This window comes from Kangiella geojedonensis (assembly GCF_000981765.1).
In the GTDB taxonomy this organism is placed as follows: domain Bacteria; phylum Pseudomonadota; class Gammaproteobacteria; order Enterobacterales; family Kangiellaceae; genus Kangiella; species Kangiella geojedonensis.
Genome location: NZ_CP010975.1, coordinates 1,182,558 through 1,197,167, shown reverse-complemented (window position 1 = coordinate 1,197,167; position 14,610 = coordinate 1,182,558). Strand labels below are relative to the sequence as shown.

At 42.9% G+C, this 14,610-nt stretch carries 15 protein-coding genes; 3 read left to right on the top strand and 12 right to left on the bottom strand.

What is annotated here, in order from left to right:
• Positions 1 to 359: 359 nt before the first annotated feature.
• The 6 genes from fabG to TQ33_RS05245 all read right to left on the bottom strand — a co-directional run bounded on the left by fabG (position 360) and on the right by TQ33_RS05245 (position 5,059).
• Positions 360 to 1,106 (bottom strand): 3-oxoacyl-ACP reductase FabG, encoded by a 747-nt coding sequence (gene fabG / locus TQ33_RS05270; protein WP_046561129.1) that lies wholly within the window; start codon positions 1,104 to 1,106, stop codon positions 360 to 362.
• A gap of 27 nt (positions 1,107 to 1,133) precedes the next feature.
• Positions 1,134 to 2,060 carry an ACP S-malonyltransferase gene (gene fabD, locus TQ33_RS05265; protein WP_046561128.1) on the bottom strand — a complete coding sequence of 309 codons (927 nt, stop codon included), beginning with the start codon at positions 2,058 to 2,060 and terminating at the stop codon, positions 1,134 to 1,136.
• Positions 2,061 to 2,269: 209 nt separating this feature from the next.
• Complete coding sequence (locus TQ33_RS05260; RefSeq protein ID WP_071841094.1) at positions 2,270 to 3,232, bottom strand: beta-ketoacyl-ACP synthase III; 963 nt, start codon at positions 3,230 to 3,232, stop codon at positions 2,270 to 2,272.
• A gap of 48 nt (positions 3,233 to 3,280) precedes the next feature.
• Positions 3,281 to 4,309: a phosphate acyltransferase PlsX gene (gene plsX, locus TQ33_RS05255; protein ID WP_071841093.1), complete on the bottom strand. Its 1,029-nt coding sequence runs from the start codon at positions 4,307 to 4,309 to the stop codon at positions 3,281 to 3,283.
• A 46-nt stretch (positions 4,310 to 4,355) separates the two neighbouring features.
• Positions 4,356 to 4,520 carry a 50S ribosomal protein L32 gene (rpmF, locus tag TQ33_RS05250; RefSeq protein ID WP_046561125.1) on the bottom strand — a complete coding sequence of 55 codons (165 nt, stop codon included), beginning with the start codon at positions 4,518 to 4,520 and terminating at the stop codon, positions 4,356 to 4,358.
• 14 nt (positions 4,521 to 4,534) lie between these two features.
• On the bottom strand, positions 4,535 to 5,059 hold the full coding sequence (locus TQ33_RS05245) for a YceD family protein (protein ID WP_046561124.1): 525 nt from the start codon (positions 5,057 to 5,059) through the stop codon (positions 4,535 to 4,537).
• Positions 5,060 to 5,240: 181 nt separating this feature from the next.
• Here TQ33_RS05245 and TQ33_RS05240 point away from each other — a divergent pair, with 181 nt between their 5' ends.
• A complete protein-coding gene (locus TQ33_RS05240; RefSeq protein WP_046561123.1) occupies positions 5,241 to 5,837 on the top strand; it encodes a Maf family protein in 597 nt (198 codons plus the stop codon).
• Positions 5,838 to 5,895: 58 nt separating this feature from the next.
• Here TQ33_RS05240 and TQ33_RS05235 read toward each other — a convergent pair whose 3' ends face one another.
• The 3 genes from TQ33_RS05235 to TQ33_RS05225 all read right to left on the bottom strand — a co-directional run bounded on the left by TQ33_RS05235 (position 5,896) and on the right by TQ33_RS05225 (position 8,068).
• Positions 5,896 to 6,531, bottom strand: coding sequence for a Pr6Pr family membrane protein (locus TQ33_RS05235; protein WP_046561122.1), 636 nt, complete (start codon positions 6,529 to 6,531; stop codon positions 5,896 to 5,898).
• 204 nt (positions 6,532 to 6,735) lie between these two features.
• Positions 6,736 to 7,488 carry a fructosamine kinase family protein gene (locus TQ33_RS05230; protein WP_046561121.1) on the bottom strand — a complete coding sequence of 251 codons (753 nt, stop codon included), beginning with the start codon at positions 7,486 to 7,488 and terminating at the stop codon, positions 6,736 to 6,738.
• 37 nt (positions 7,489 to 7,525) lie between these two features.
• Positions 7,526 to 8,068: a GNAT family N-acetyltransferase gene (locus TQ33_RS05225; RefSeq protein WP_046561120.1), complete on the bottom strand. Its 543-nt coding sequence runs from the start codon at positions 8,066 to 8,068 to the stop codon at positions 7,526 to 7,528.
• Positions 8,069 to 8,166: 98 nt separating this feature from the next.
• On the opposite strand from TQ33_RS05225, the gene TQ33_RS05220 reads away from it, so the two are divergent.
• On the top strand, positions 8,167 to 8,694 hold the full coding sequence (locus tag TQ33_RS05220; RefSeq protein ID WP_046561119.1) for a peroxiredoxin: 528 nt from the start codon (positions 8,167 to 8,169) through the stop codon (positions 8,692 to 8,694).
• A gap of 17 nt (positions 8,695 to 8,711) precedes the next feature.
• On the opposite strand, the gene TQ33_RS05215 is transcribed toward TQ33_RS05220, so the two are convergent.
• On the bottom strand, positions 8,712 to 9,356 hold the full coding sequence (locus tag TQ33_RS05215) for an HAD-IIIA family hydrolase (protein ID WP_046561118.1): 645 nt from the start codon (positions 9,354 to 9,356) through the stop codon (positions 8,712 to 8,714).
• A gap of 14 nt (positions 9,357 to 9,370) precedes the next feature.
• Complete coding sequence (rluC, locus tag TQ33_RS05210; protein WP_046561117.1) at positions 9,371 to 10,330, bottom strand: 23S rRNA pseudouridine(955/2504/2580) synthase RluC; 960 nt, start codon at positions 10,328 to 10,330, stop codon at positions 9,371 to 9,373.
• Positions 10,331 to 10,915: 585 nt separating this feature from the next.
• Between rluC and rne the strand changes: the two genes are divergently transcribed.
• Complete coding sequence (rne, locus tag TQ33_RS05205) at positions 10,916 to 13,885, top strand: ribonuclease E (protein ID WP_046561116.1); 2,970 nt, start codon at positions 10,916 to 10,918, stop codon at positions 13,883 to 13,885.
• 82 nt (positions 13,886 to 13,967) lie between these two features.
• On the opposite strand, the gene TQ33_RS05200 is transcribed toward rne, so the two are convergent.
• Entirely contained in the window at positions 13,968 to 14,543 is a 576-nt protein-coding gene (locus TQ33_RS05200; RefSeq protein WP_046561115.1) for a phosphoglycerate mutase family protein, read from the bottom strand.
• Positions 14,544 to 14,610 lie beyond the last annotated feature (67 nt).

Here is a 14,610-nt window from a genome sequence, read left to right as displayed (position 1 = left end):
TTTATTTCCACAGTATCACACTGCGTGGGTAGTTTAGTTAACTGAACCAAAGTTGCAAGTGCAAATTACCTTTTTAGCTAAAGGTCAGACCACGCATAAGTTACAACTTTTGGTGTAAAATTAAAAGCAGATAATAACAAAAATCACCTGCCTTTCACAAAATTTCTACTTAAAAAACCTAAGGTTATGGTTAAAACTTAATTTATCAAATAACGTTACTAGTCTTTATTAAGTATTTAGAGACCTTATTTTTGTTGTCTGAAAAGACGTAAGAAAAAACTGTAGAGTCTGAGTGTGTTTTTAACACATGATGCTTTAAAGTTTTTCTTATAACAAAGTCAGACATCCCAAAAATGTCTCTAAATCATATGCATCCCGCCATTAACGTTGATCGTTTCGCCAGTAATATAACCCGCTTGATCGGACGTCAAGAAGCCCACAGCATTAGCTATTTCTTCCGGCTGGCCTAAACGCGCCATTGGGATTTGGTCAAACATCGCCTGACGCTGATCATCGTTCAGCGCTTTTGTCATGTCAGTATCAATAAAGCCTGGAGCGACAACGTTCACCGTAATCCCACGCGAACCAACCTCACGAGCGAGTGATTTAGAAAAACCAATCAAGCCTGCTTTTGCTGCTGAATAGTTAGCTTGTCCCGCATTGCCCATGGTTCCTACAACAGAGCCAATGGTCACGATACGTCCCCATTTGCTTTTCATCATGCCACGCAAACATGCTTTAGACAGGCGGAAGATTGACGTTAAATTAGTCTCTAAAATACTGTCCCACTCGTCATCCTTCATACGCATCAGAAGGTTATCACGGGTAATACCAGCATTGTTCACTAGGATTTCTGGTGTTTTGCCCTGCTCGTCTTTAATGGCATCAAGAACATTCTTGATACTATCAGCGTCCGTGACATTAAGGCATAAGCCCTGTCCATTAAGACCAGCCGCTTTGAAATTTTCAGTGATTTTCTCAGCACCAGATTCAGATGTCGCTGTACCGTACACAACGGCTCCAGACTGAGATAAGTTATGGGCAATGGCTTGACCAATGCCACGACTTGCGCCAGTAACTAGCGCGATTTTTCCTTCAATACTCATAGAGTTATCTACCTACCTAAGCGATTATTAGTCTGCTAATGCAGCTTCAAATTTATCTAACGTGCCTAATGGCTTGCCTGCTAATGCACGATCAATGCGCTTAGCAAGACCACACAATACATTCCCTGGTCCACACTCATACAATGTTTCTACGCCCTCATCCTTCAAGCGCTGTACCGTTTCTGTCCAACGAACAGGGTTATACAGTTGACGAATTAAAGCATCTTTAATCGCATCCGCTGTGGCTTCTGCTGAAACATCAACATTATTAATCACTGGTATGTCAGGATTATTAAAGTTAATCGTTTCCAGTCTCTCTGCGAGCTTCTCCGCTGCAGGCTTCATCAGTGCACAGTGCGACGGAACGCTAACCGGCAGTGGTAAAGCACGCTTTGCTCCCGCTTCTTTGCAAGCTTCCATGGCGCGCTCAACAGCGTCAGCGCTACCTGCAATAACCACTTGGCCTGGCGAATTATAATTTACCGCTTCTACCACTTCGTCATTGGCGCTATCAGCGCAAGCTTGACGGACTTTATCATCGTCTAAGCCAATGATAGCCGCCATTTTTCCTGTGCCCGCAGGTACAGCCGCTTGCATAAACTCTCCACGAGCTTGAACTAAAGCCGCCGCATCTTTTAATGATAAAACACCTGACGCTACTAAAGCGCTGTACTCACCTAAGCTGTGGCCAGCTAGAAAAGCAGGCTTTTCGCCCCCTTTTTCTAACCATAAACGCCACACAGCAATGCTTGCTGTTAATAACGCTGGTTGGGTGTATTGAGTTTGGTTCAACTTTTCTTCATCGTTTTGAACCAAATCCCACAAGTTATAGCCCAAACCTTCACTCGCCTCAGCGAAGGTTAATTCAATTAATGGCGTCGTCGCCGCAATATCTGCCAGCATACCTAGCGCTTGCGAACCCTGACCCGGAAATACAAATGCTGCTTTACTCATAATACTGCTCAACTTAAAATCTATTTTGTTTTATATCAATCAGTTAAGATTGCTTTTTAAAGTTAAATTTAAACTTATGAAGATAATAAAAGAGCTAGACAACGCTGAGGCGAGGCAGAAGACTTTGAAATATGAGGCGTTTAGTCCACTAAATAACGAATATTTCAAAGTCTGATAACAAAGTCTCAGCGAAGTATTAGCTCTTTTTTCTAATACTTAATTAAGGCCGAACCCCATGTAAATCCACCACCGAAGCTTTCAAGCAAGCAAATATCGCCCCGCTTAATACGACCGTCTTCAATCGCTTCGCACATGGCTAGCGGAATCGACGCGCTTGATGTATTACCGTGTTTATCAACGGTAACCACGACTTTATCCATACCAGCACCAAGTTTCTTGGCCGTAGCTTGGATAATACGGATATTCGCTTGGTGTGGAATCAACCAGTCGATATCGTCTTTTGTCATGTTATTTGCTTCAAGCGTTTCATCAACAATGCTGCTCAGTGTTTTTACTGCAACTTTAAAGACTTCATTACCACGCATGACAATTTGTGGCTCTGGGAAATCACCCAACTGATCACGTAAACCATTGTTACAATACAATAAATCGCCGTAACCACCGTCTGCATGAATATGCGTTGATAAAATACCTGGCTCGTCACTGGCAGTCACAACTGCAGCACCAGCACCATCACCAAAAATGACACAAGTCGTACGGTCTTCCCAGTTAACTAAACGAGAAAGCACCTCAGTGCCGACCACTAATACATTCTTACGATGGCCTGTTTTAATAAACTGATCAGCAATACTCAAGCCATAAACAAAGCCTGGGCAAGCAGTTGTAATATCAAAAGCAGGAACGCCACCAATACCAAGTTCATGTCCAATATAGCAAGCTGAACTCGGGAACATTTTGTCTGGAGTGGCCGTACCGACAACAATCATATCGATATCTTTTGCCTCAATGCCTGCATCCGCAATGGCTTTCTTAGCCGCTTCAACGCCTAAATGTGACGCTGATTGGTCATCGGCAGCTATGTGGCGAGTTTTGATACCAGTACGCTCAGTAATCCACTGATCTGAAGTCTCTACAATCTTTTCCAGATCGGCGTTAGTTAACACCTTTTCTGGCAAGTAACTTCCCATGCCTAAAATTCGAGAATGTTTCACACTATCTACCTTTATTTATTCGTCTCATTGAATCGTCAAATCAGAGTCTTACTCTTCATTATCAGTATTTAATAGTAACTGAGCAACCTTGTCTTGAATAGCCTGTGGCACCTGTCTTTCGATTTCTGTGATAGCTTTATTAATTGCAAACAAAGTTGCCTTACTATCCGCAGAACCGTGACTCTTAATAACGATTTCGCGTAATCCTAACAGACTTGCACCGTTATACTGGTCGGGGTTGATACGACGCTGAAAACGTTTTAACAAAGGCCACACCAAAGCCGAAACAGCTTTGCTCCACCAATTGCTCGTAAACTCAGTTTTTAATTGATCATACAGGAAGCGCGTAATTCCTTCGCAGGCTTTAAGCACATTATTACCTGTAAAGCCATCGCACACGACGACATCAACATCACCGTCAAAGATTTCATTAGCTTCAATGTAGCCCACATAATCAATCTCTGATTGGTTAGACAGCATATCACCAGCAAGTTTAATGCTATCTCGACCTTTTATCGCCTCTTCGCCAATATTTAATAATGCAACACGAGGATTCTCGATACCATCAGCACGTTCGCTGAGAACATGGCCCATAATGGCAAAACTTGTTAGTTGCTCAGCGCTGGCATCAATATTGGCGCCCAGATCCAGCATATTGGTGACAGAACCTTTACGGTTCGGCAATTCTGCAGTTATAGCTGGACGCTCTATTCCAGGTAATGTACCTAACAGTACAGTAGCCAAGGCCATCAAAGCCCCAGTATTTCCTGAGCTCACACAGGCATCAGCCTGGCCATCACGCACTAACTCAAGACTTTTACGCATTGATGAGTCAGGTTTACGTCGAATCGCCGCTGACGGCTTTTCTGACATACCAATGACTTCAGACGCAGCCTGAATCTTTAGACGAGAGCCAAAATTGGGAAACTGCTTTAGGTGATTTTGAATATCTTGTTGAGGGCCAACAAGGTATATTTGAAGATCAGAGTGTTGTTGCAGCGCAGAAATTGCTGCCGGAATAATAACAGAGGGGCCATAATCGCCCCCCATGCAATCAATCGCTAGCGTTTTTGTCACGGAAAATCCGACTGATCAAAAACCAAGTGAATTTAATAGAAGACTATTAAACTACTTTGCGACCTTTGTAGAAACCATCTTTAGTCACGTGGTGACGACGATGAACTTCACCTGTTTCGTTCTCTACTGACAACGTAGGTGCAGTTAAAGAGTCGTGCGAGCGACGCATACCACGCGTAGAGCGAGTTTTGCGATTCTTTTGTACAGCCATTCTAAATCTCCTGCTTAATCAAACTTTAAATCTTTCAATGCGTTAAAAGGATTATCCTTTTCCGCTTTTTCAATACTTTCTCGTGGAAGCTCACCACTTTCGTAAGCATCCATATCCATGCACTCCCCATATAATGCTACGGGAGGCAAAGACAAAATCAATTCATCTTCTACGACTGTTTTCAAATGCAAACCGTCGTCATCGACTAAAACCGGGTCGCCGTCGTCAGGCACATGCTCCATTCGCTCTTCCGAGTAACATGGATAGATAATCACTTGGTGGTCAACCTGATATGGAAAAGGCTCTAAACAGCCCTGACAAATCAATTCAACTTCACCCTTGAGGCTAAGCTCAAGTAAAGTGACATGAGTATCTTCTACTCTATCCCCTTTAATACTGCAGACAATTTCACCTTTATCGGAGGCTAGCTCCTGACGAAATCGGTCTAAGTATTCCAGATCGAGTGTGGCGTTTATTTCTTTCTCTTGATCCGCAAACTTGTAGGGATCAACAGACGCCGGTAACCTGCGACTTGACATAGGCGCGCAATAATACAGATATCTTGGGTTTTAGTCAAAGCAAACCCACTATTTTTGGCGTTTTTTTGCTTTGAAATCGAAGATTTGGTTGATTTCTTGGCTAAATCACACAAAATGTAGGCTAACTACTTGTTTCTAAGTCAAATTTTAACGGTATTTGAACCATACAACAAGCACTCATATGACAAAATCAACAAATAGCAAAAACATTGTTCTCGCTTCTTCTTCACCTTACAGAAAGGAGCTACTCAGTCGCGTTCTGAATGACTTTAGCTGTGAGTCGCCAGATATCGATGAAACGCCCTTCCCCGATGAAGAACCCGTTGAGCATGTCGCGCGTTTAGCTGAACAGAAAGCAATGACCGTATCGCTCAATCACCCAGACAGTATTATTATCGGCTCAGACCAAATTTGCGTATTAGGCGGCCAAATCCTTGGGAAGCCCCATACTGAAACAAAAGCTATCGAACAGCTTCAAGCTTGTAGTGGTAAAACCGTCATCTTCTACACCTCGCTATGCGTACTAGAAAGTGGTCAGCAAGCAAAAACTATTGATGTGGTGGTTACAGAAGTATCATTCAGAGTGCTAGAAAAAGACGAAATCGAGCGTTATGTGCAGCGCGAACAACCGCTTGACTGCGCAGGCTCCTTTAAATGCGAAGGCCTTGGTATCGCCCTATTTGAATCTTTATCCTCAAAAGACCCCACTGCCTTGATTGGGCTACCACTGATTACTTTAGCGCAAAGCCTGAGAAAGCTTGGAGTTCAGGTTATTTAAGATGAAATGACATTAGTATGTAATCTTAGCAGCTCCTTTAGTGCTTTACTCCGACAGTTCAAGATATTTTGGATTTTGTCACCCATTTAGCAATCAGTACCAAAGCGCCACCAATAACAACATACACAACGAGAATTCCTAGCGAATTTAACGCAAACTGTTCAATACTAATAGAGCTCAAATCTAAGAAAGGGTAAGGATACAACCCAACAACCTTTCCTCTTATCAAAATATAAATGATGTAAATCAATGGATATACGATCCACTTAACCGGCTCCATTATTGAGAAAGACTTGTTACCGGGAAATAGCAGCCAATATAGTAGTGATAAAATCGGAGTAACATAGTGTAGGATGACATCAGCCCACCACTGCCACCCTTGTGGCTCCCAAATATCTTTTAACACTACGTGATACACAATGCCCACCAAAAGAATAGCGGTGGTTGCACAGCCTCTAAGGGAGTCATTAGACCAACTCAAGTGACTTCCTGTAAGCTTCAAAAGCAAAAGTACAGCCACAAAAATATTGGTTAAAACCGTAAAGTACCCCGTGTACATGACTAAGCCGTGGGTAAATGGCTTGTCGTTGGTCACCGATGTTTCCATAGACAGATATAGCTGTAACAGCACACCTAACCATGCTACTAAACAAAAAACGAATAAAAAACGTTTCTCTTTAAAGATAGTATTCACAACACCCGCTCCCCCACAATAATTGAAATAGTAGCTTATCTACAACCAAATGTATGATTAACTCCACTTCCAGCTAAGGAATAGTATTATCAAGCCTGCAAAGTTGTCGGGCCAATCATTTTGACTACTCAGCGCAGTGATATAGACAGCACAAAAAAAGCAAAAAAGAGCATACAGCCAATAAAATTAAATGCTTTTCTTTCTTTATTTTAAATCCTTAATTAACTCTATCCCCCGCTGACAAGCGGATAAATACCCATCCCCAAACAAGTTATAGTGATTTAAGTAGTGATATAGGTTATAAATCACCTTCTTTGTACCATATTCCTGGCTTCTAGGTAATATGTCATCATAGGCATCATAGAAATGATGATTAAAGCCCCCGAACATTTCGGTCATGGCGAGATCAACTTCCCTATCGCCGAAATAAACCGCAGGATCAATTAGCCAAACATTTTGCTCATCGAACATAACGTTTCCTGACCATAAGTCACCATGCACAAGACTCGCATGCTCGCAGTGCTCGTTTAACCAGCGAATCAGACGTTCCCGATTGTTACTCAAGACCTCAAGAAAACTCTCTCGCACTCTTGGCGAAGTGACCATCTCTACTTGAAACTTGAGCCGCTTTTCATAAAAGAAGCTTCCCCAGTCTTGGTACAAACCATTCTCCTGCGGGTTTAAACCAATATAGTTATCTTCTTCAAGGCCAGCTCGTTTAGATGGAATACTGTGGAGCTTGGCTAATTCTTTGCCGAAAGTAGCCATCATTTCTGAGTTAGGGCTAACCCTCTTGACTCTTTCTAGTTCTAACTGGTGTTCAGACACATTGATAACACGAGGAATTCGTAACTTAATGTCGTTAGATTCTATGACACCCCTTAATCGCTCTAACCCAGCCACTTCTTTTAACAACTGATCTTTAAAGCGTGAGGCATTGTGTTTTATAAAGCTCATAAATTAAAGCTTATCCAATAGTTACTGAGAAATATTCCTAACGACTAAAGTACTCCTTCGCTGTAATCGAATAAACATCAGCTTCTTTATCATAAATACTAATCCGATCTTCAAAAGTCTCGCCAATTCGTTTAGCCACAGCAACAGAGGCATCATTTCCGGGCTGAATGAGACTGATAATTTTTTCAAGACGCATGGTCTTAAAAGCAAAACCAAGCGCGGCTTCGGCAGCTTCTGTAGCGTAGCCTCTACCCCAAGCTTTGGGATGAAGCACCCAGCCGATTTCTTTAGCCGGCCAGCCCTCAGGCTCGATAATGCCACAACGCCCGACGAACTCTCCGGTTTCTTTTTCTTCAAGCGCCCACTGCCCATGACCACGCAAGACCCAGTGCCCCGCCATGCCAGCAATACTTCGCCATGCCTCTCGAGGAGACATTGGATGGCCAGGCACCAAATAACGCGTAATGTCGGGGTCTGCCATCATTTCATAATAAGCATCTAGGTCGCTTTCTTGATAGGAGCGTAAAATAAGACGTTTAGTTTGTAATACTGGAATTTTTATTACATCAAATAAATCCATTTCTAAGTCCTTACTATGATGGCTTGATTCACGCAAAATTGATGATATCTTGCTATCCTATGTGTATTAACAGTCCTATCTTAAATAAAGGAAAACTTATGTCACGTATTTTATTAGTACTTTTTGGCCTCTTTCTTTCAGCAAATGTCGCGGCAAACTCCAATTGGGTCGGTGCTTTAGCGCCAAGCTTCGAACTGAAAGATCAGAATGGTGAAACAAAAAGCTTAAAAGACTTTAAAGGTCAGTGGGTCGTTTTATATTTTTATCCCAAAGATGATACTCCAGGCTGCACTACTGAAGCTAAAAACTTTCGTGATAAATACCTTGAGTACAAAGCGTTGAATGCCGAAATCGTGGGTATTTCTCTAGACGACGTCAGTTCTCATAAAGATTTCTCGAATGCTTACAAACTACCTTTTACGATCTTAGCTGATGTCGACCAAGAAGCCAGTAAAGCCTATAAGGTGTTGGGTGGCTTTGGACCGATGGAATATGCTGAGCGTGAAACCTTTATCATCGACCCTAAAGGCAATATCGTTTACCACTATTCTGACGTGGATCCAGATATACATGCCGAAGAAGTATTTGAACAATTGAAAAAGCTACAAAAAGAACTGGCCAGCTAGTTCTTTGTATAGAAGGTTTACTTCTGTTTTATCAATTGGCGGATATCGTCAATAATGGCGAGTGGAGCGTGCTGTTTTAACAACTCAACCTTGTGCGCTCCATAAGTCACTCCAACACTATGCGTGCCAGCATTCTGTGCCATTTTCAGGTCGTGGGTCGTGTCGCCTACCATGACCGTTTCCTCAGGCTTTACATCAAAATGTTTCATTAACGTATGCAACATAGCCGGATCAGGCTTACTGTTCGACTCATCGCTGGCAATCGTCGTATCGAAAAAGTGCTTAAGTTTTGACTCATTCAACACTCGATCTAAGCCATGGCGCGCTTTTCCTGTCGCAACCGTCAGGTAATAACCATCATTTTTGAGCTTGGTAAGAACGTCTTCCACACCTTCAAACATCGGGCTTGGTGTTTTATCACCTTCAACATACTGGTAGCGGTACTCTTCTGTAATCCAGTCATGATCGTCCACTTCTGGGAATAATTGACGATAACAGTTTCCTAAGCTTAGACCAATAATAGCTCGAACCTCATCATCGCTAGGGATCGGAAGTTTAAGATTTCGAGCGGTAGTTTGCATCGCTGAAACGATTCTTCCGGTTGAGTCCATTAAGGTTCCATCCCAATCAAAAACAATGAGTGGCGTGTCGAGTGTCAGCATCGTTTTAAAAGGCTTTATGTCTGTTTTCTCAATTGATTAACAGTATGTTGCAAATCATCAGGCAAAGGAGCTTCGACCTTGATTCGATTCTTGTCTTCCGGACGAACTTTAAACTCTAAAGAATACGCATGAAGGAAAAGTCGCTCACAGAGGCCGTCGCGCTTAAACTGTTGATTTAACGCATCATCGCCATACTTATCATCACCCACCAAGCTACACCCCACAGACTGTGCATGCACTCGGATTTGGTGCGTTCGCCCCGTAATCGGCTCAGCCGATACTAAGGTTAACTCTTTAAATCGCTCTACCACTTTGAAGCTGGTCAAACAGGGTTTGCCGTCATCGCTGACTCGAACCAAGCGTTCGCCAGACTTTACTTGGAATTTCCGTAATGGCGCATCAACAAACTTTTGCTTCGCAGGCCAGTGCCCGGTAACTAATGCCCAATAACGTTTGCTGATCTTCTTTTCTTGTAATTGCTTATGGATAAAGCGCAACGTGCTACGGCGCTTAGCAATCATCAAACAGCCTGATGTATCACGGTCAAGGCGATGAACCAGCTCGAGAAAAGGTGCCGTCGGCCGTAATGCGCGTAGCGCTTCAATCACACCAAAGCTCATACCACTACCACCATGAACAGCCATACCAGATGGCTTGTTGAGCACAATAATACGCTCATCTTCGTAAATAATGGCGTCTTCAAGCGACTGCACAACATTAAGCTTTACCGGAACTTCTTGGTCTCGCTGAGCAGTCTGAACCGGCGGAATACGAATAAAGTCACCAGCTTTAATTTTATACTCAGCCTTAATACGGCCTTTGTTAACGCGGACTTCCCCTTTGCGCACCATTTTATAAATACGCGACTTCGGGACGCCTTTAAGCGTCTTGACCAGGTAATTATCAATGCGCTGCCCTTCTTCTTCGGCACTGACTTCGACAAATCGAACTTTTGGGCGGGAATCATTACTCATCGGGCGCAACTATACCCTAAATCACCTAGAAACAACACCTTAATGCACCTCAAATCAAGAACTTAAGCAGAATAACGATTGCTGGAATCTATATATCTGTTTATAATACCCTCACGGAGTCTATAGTGCTCCGATGAGAAGTGAGGCAAATTGGTATAAGAACAATACCAATCAAGAATAGTGCCTCAACACCTTGGTGTTAGATGTAAACCCAAATCGCGTAACGCTTTAGCGACAAACGCATGGTTATACTGACACCCCCAAAAGAATTTATGTAATAACACCGAACATGGTGAAGTAACAGAATAGTAGAGCCTTAAAGTATTCTAATTGGCTCGGTTGGTTTGGCTTCTTTTATGCACAAAAGCGGTAAGACATAGAATAGCCAAACAGGAAAAAACTGATTAATTTTAAGCGTGGAAAGACAACTGCATGAAAGACTCTTTAGTCATAAATATGTTTGTCACAATTAAGCAAGAAAGTACTGCCTAAACAACAAGTTAGGTAGTATACCTCAGCCTATTCCTAAAATTTCTGTTCTCGCTCTCACTGTGTTCGCAGTTTAAAAAAGAGAGTTTTTATACAATGAGACGTATGTTAATTAACGCAACTAACCACAATGAAGAGTTGCGTGTTGCGATGGTCGATGGCCAGCGCTTATATGATTTGGATATTGAGTTAGCAGGTAGAGAGCAGAAAAAAGGCAACATCTATAAGGGTAAAGTTACCCGAATCGAACCAAGCTTGGAAGCTGCCTTTGTAGACTATGGCGCTGAACGTCATGGTTTCCTTCCTTTAAAAGAAGTGGCCCGTGAGTATATGCACAACCCTCCTCACAAGGGTCGCCCAACTATCAAAGATGCCCTAAAAGAAGGCCAAGAAATTATTGTTCAGATTGACAAAGAAGAGCGTGGTAATAAAGGTGCTGCGTTGACCACTTCTGTCAGTTTGGCGGGTAGCTATCTTGTTTTAATGCCTAACAACCCTCGCGCTGGCGGTATTTCACGTCGAATCGAAGGTGAAGAACGTTCTGATCTAAAGCAAATCATGGGACAGCTTGCTGTTCCTAAAGGCATGGGCTGTATCGTCAGAACAGCTGGTGTTGGTAAAAGCCTTGAAGAAATCAATTACGATTTCGGCTACTTGTTAGAGTTCTGGAAGAACATCAAAGAAGTATCAAACACCCGCCCTGCTCCTTTTTTAATCACGCAAGAGTCAGACGTCATTACTCGCGCGATTCGTGACTATTTACGTCCGGACATCGGTGAAATTATCGTTGACCGTAAAGAAGTTTATGACCGTATTAAAACTGAACTAGGTTACCAGCGCCCAGATTTCGTCAATCGAGTGAAATTCTATAAAGACGAAATCCCTCTATTCAATCGTTATCAGGTCGAAAGCCAAATTGAAAGCGCCTTCCAACGTGAAGTACGTTTACCGTCTGGTGGCTCAGTCGTTTTTGACCAAACTGAAGCATTGCTATCTATCGATATCAACTCCGCGAAAGCAACAAAGGGTGGCGATATCGAAGAAACAGCATTACATACCAACAAAGAAGCGGCAGAAGAAATCGCTCGTCAACTACGTCTACGCGACATTGGTGGCTTAATTGTTATCGACTTTATTGATATGGGCCCTCCTCGCAATCAGCGTGAAGTTGAAAAAGTTCTAAAAGATTCCGTCGCACGTGACCGTGCACGCATTCAAATTGGTCGTATTTCTCGCTTCGGCTTACTTGAAATGTCACGCCAACGCTTGCGTCCTTCTCTAGAAGAATCAAGCCAACACGTATGTCCACGCTGTAGCGGTTCTGGCGTGATTCGTGGTACTGATTCATTGGCATTATCTATTCTTCGCTTGATGGAAGATGAAGCCATGAAAGAATCTACGGCAGAAGTACAAGCTGTACTGCCTGTTGAAGTAGCAACATTCTTATTGAACGAAAAACGTCGCAAGATTGAGCAAATCGAGAAGCGCCAAAAAGTTCGTTTAGTCGTTGTGCCAAATCCTCACATGGAAACACCTCATTACGAAGTGTTACGCGTCAAAGGTGGTGAAACTCTTGAGGACAATAGTTACTCACTAATCGGTAAAGCTCCTGAAGCCGAGCTTGTGAAAAGCACAACCCAACCTGTGCAGCCATTAGATGAGCCTGCGCTTAAAGGGTTAAAGCACAGCACACCTCCTCCAGCTCCAAGCCCGAAACCTAAAAAGAAGAAGAGTAAGTCTAAGAAAGAAAAACCAGGCTTGTTCAAGCGTCTGTGGACAGCCTTATTTGGTGACGATAAGAAAAAGTCAAAAGGTAAAGGCAACAAGAAACACAGTAAAAACTATAAAGGCAAAGGTCGCCATGGTTCCGATCGTCAAGACAATCGTAATCAGAACAATCGTCGCGGAAACTATAAAGGCAACCGTCGTCGCAATGATCGTCGCCAAGACAACCGCAATCAAAGCAACCAAAAGCAAGACCCTCGCCATCAAGATAAGCGTGGCCAGGACAATCGTAACAAAAGCAATGAGCAAGATAACCGCCAGCAAAAGCAAGGCCAACAAAAAGGTCAGCAGCAAAAAGGTGGCAATCGTCAGCAGCATGATCACAAGCAAAACAACCGCAATAAAAACCGCGGCCAGCAAAAAGGGCAGCAGCAACCAGCTCAACAGCAAGTTGAACAACGTCCGCCACGTAAGTCTCGTGCTGAGCGCATGGAGTCAATACAAAAGCCAGTAGCTCAACAGCAAAAAAATGAGAATACGCAGCAGCCTAAACCGCAAGAACAGGCAGCAAAGAGTAACAGCCAAGATAATCAACAGGCTAAACAGCAAAAGCCACAAGCGCAGGACAAGCAACAACACCGCTCAAAGGCTAAGCCTGAAGATATCATGGTGTATAAAGCTCATAAGTCACTTGAAAGAACGGTTAGCGATGTTCTAAAAGACGAAGATTTACCTGAAGTCATTGAAAACCCAGTGGATAATACCGCTGAAACTTCAGTGGAAGTACCTGTTTCTAAGAACGCAGACTCTGAAGAAAGAGTCTCCGAGAAAGAAGTCTCTAAGAAGGTAGACGCAGAGCAAGTAAAAAGTGACAAAGACACTGAATCTGAGTTCTCAGAAGTAAAAGAGGAGCAAACTGCAACTGAGCAACCTCCGCTACCTGAAGCCCACGAAGGTGTCAGTCAAGAGCAGCAGAACCAAGAAAATAAGCCTGATACGACAGAAAAGCCTGTATCTAGCCAAACTGCCCTTGATAACAATACCCAGAAAGAGACTAAGTCTGTAGAAATGCAAAGTGAAGCGACTTCTAAAGAGAAATCTCCTGAAAGCCCAGCTTCTGAAGAAACAGTGGCCCCGAAAGTAGTCGCCAAAAAACCTGTCTCTAAAGGCAATCTACCTTCAAGTGCCAGCGCCCCTGCGAGCAGAGCAACTACACAAAGTTCTATTGAGCCGATTGCATTTACACCAAAGCCTCATAGCTTTGATGGCGCTGTAACTCGCTCCATTGAAGATGCTTCGCGTGAACATAGCTCATCGACAGCAGCAAAAACGACTTCTTGATTTAGCCTTTGAAATGCCCCTAAGCTTTATTAGGGGCAAAGCACTGTCTTATAGAAGTTTCTGCAAGTAAAAGCGGTATCAGTTACCGCTTTTTTCTTGTCTGCTCACTGCTGGAATTGATGTGATACAGTTGCTGATGAATTCGTTCATTGTGGAAGGTCACTCGAAACACACTTCCATAATCTTTTTCGTTGAGCATAATAACGGGATCAGAAGACAACTTCTGACCTGCATATCTAATATCAAAACTCCCGCCCAATGCTTTTATAATAGCTGGTACCGTGTTTGAGTGTCCTACTACGAGTACAGTTTCACCACAATGCTGATCTTTGATCTTACGCACTAATTTTTCCGTTTGCATAGGATCGTAGACTGACTTTTCGGTATCAATAAATTCTAGTGTTTCGTAGGTCCTTTTATAAGGGGTATAAAAACTATGACTAGCCTCTTTAATTATCGGTAATGCAGCTAGTGTTTTAGCATTTTTCTTGCCTATTGAATTTAAACTTGGGTCTCGAGTTCCATCATTGGCTTTTTCTAGATGTCGTAAAACAAAAACATCATAATCATTGCACCCACTCTTCTCATCAAGAGCCATTACTTTTGGTGACAAAACCATGGTGGCCAAACAGACTGTCGCTGTAATTAATCGTCTCATAAGTTCTCCTCAGCTTATGTTGGACTTGACACCCTATGCTAATCTATATGGCTTAGCTTTGACAAAC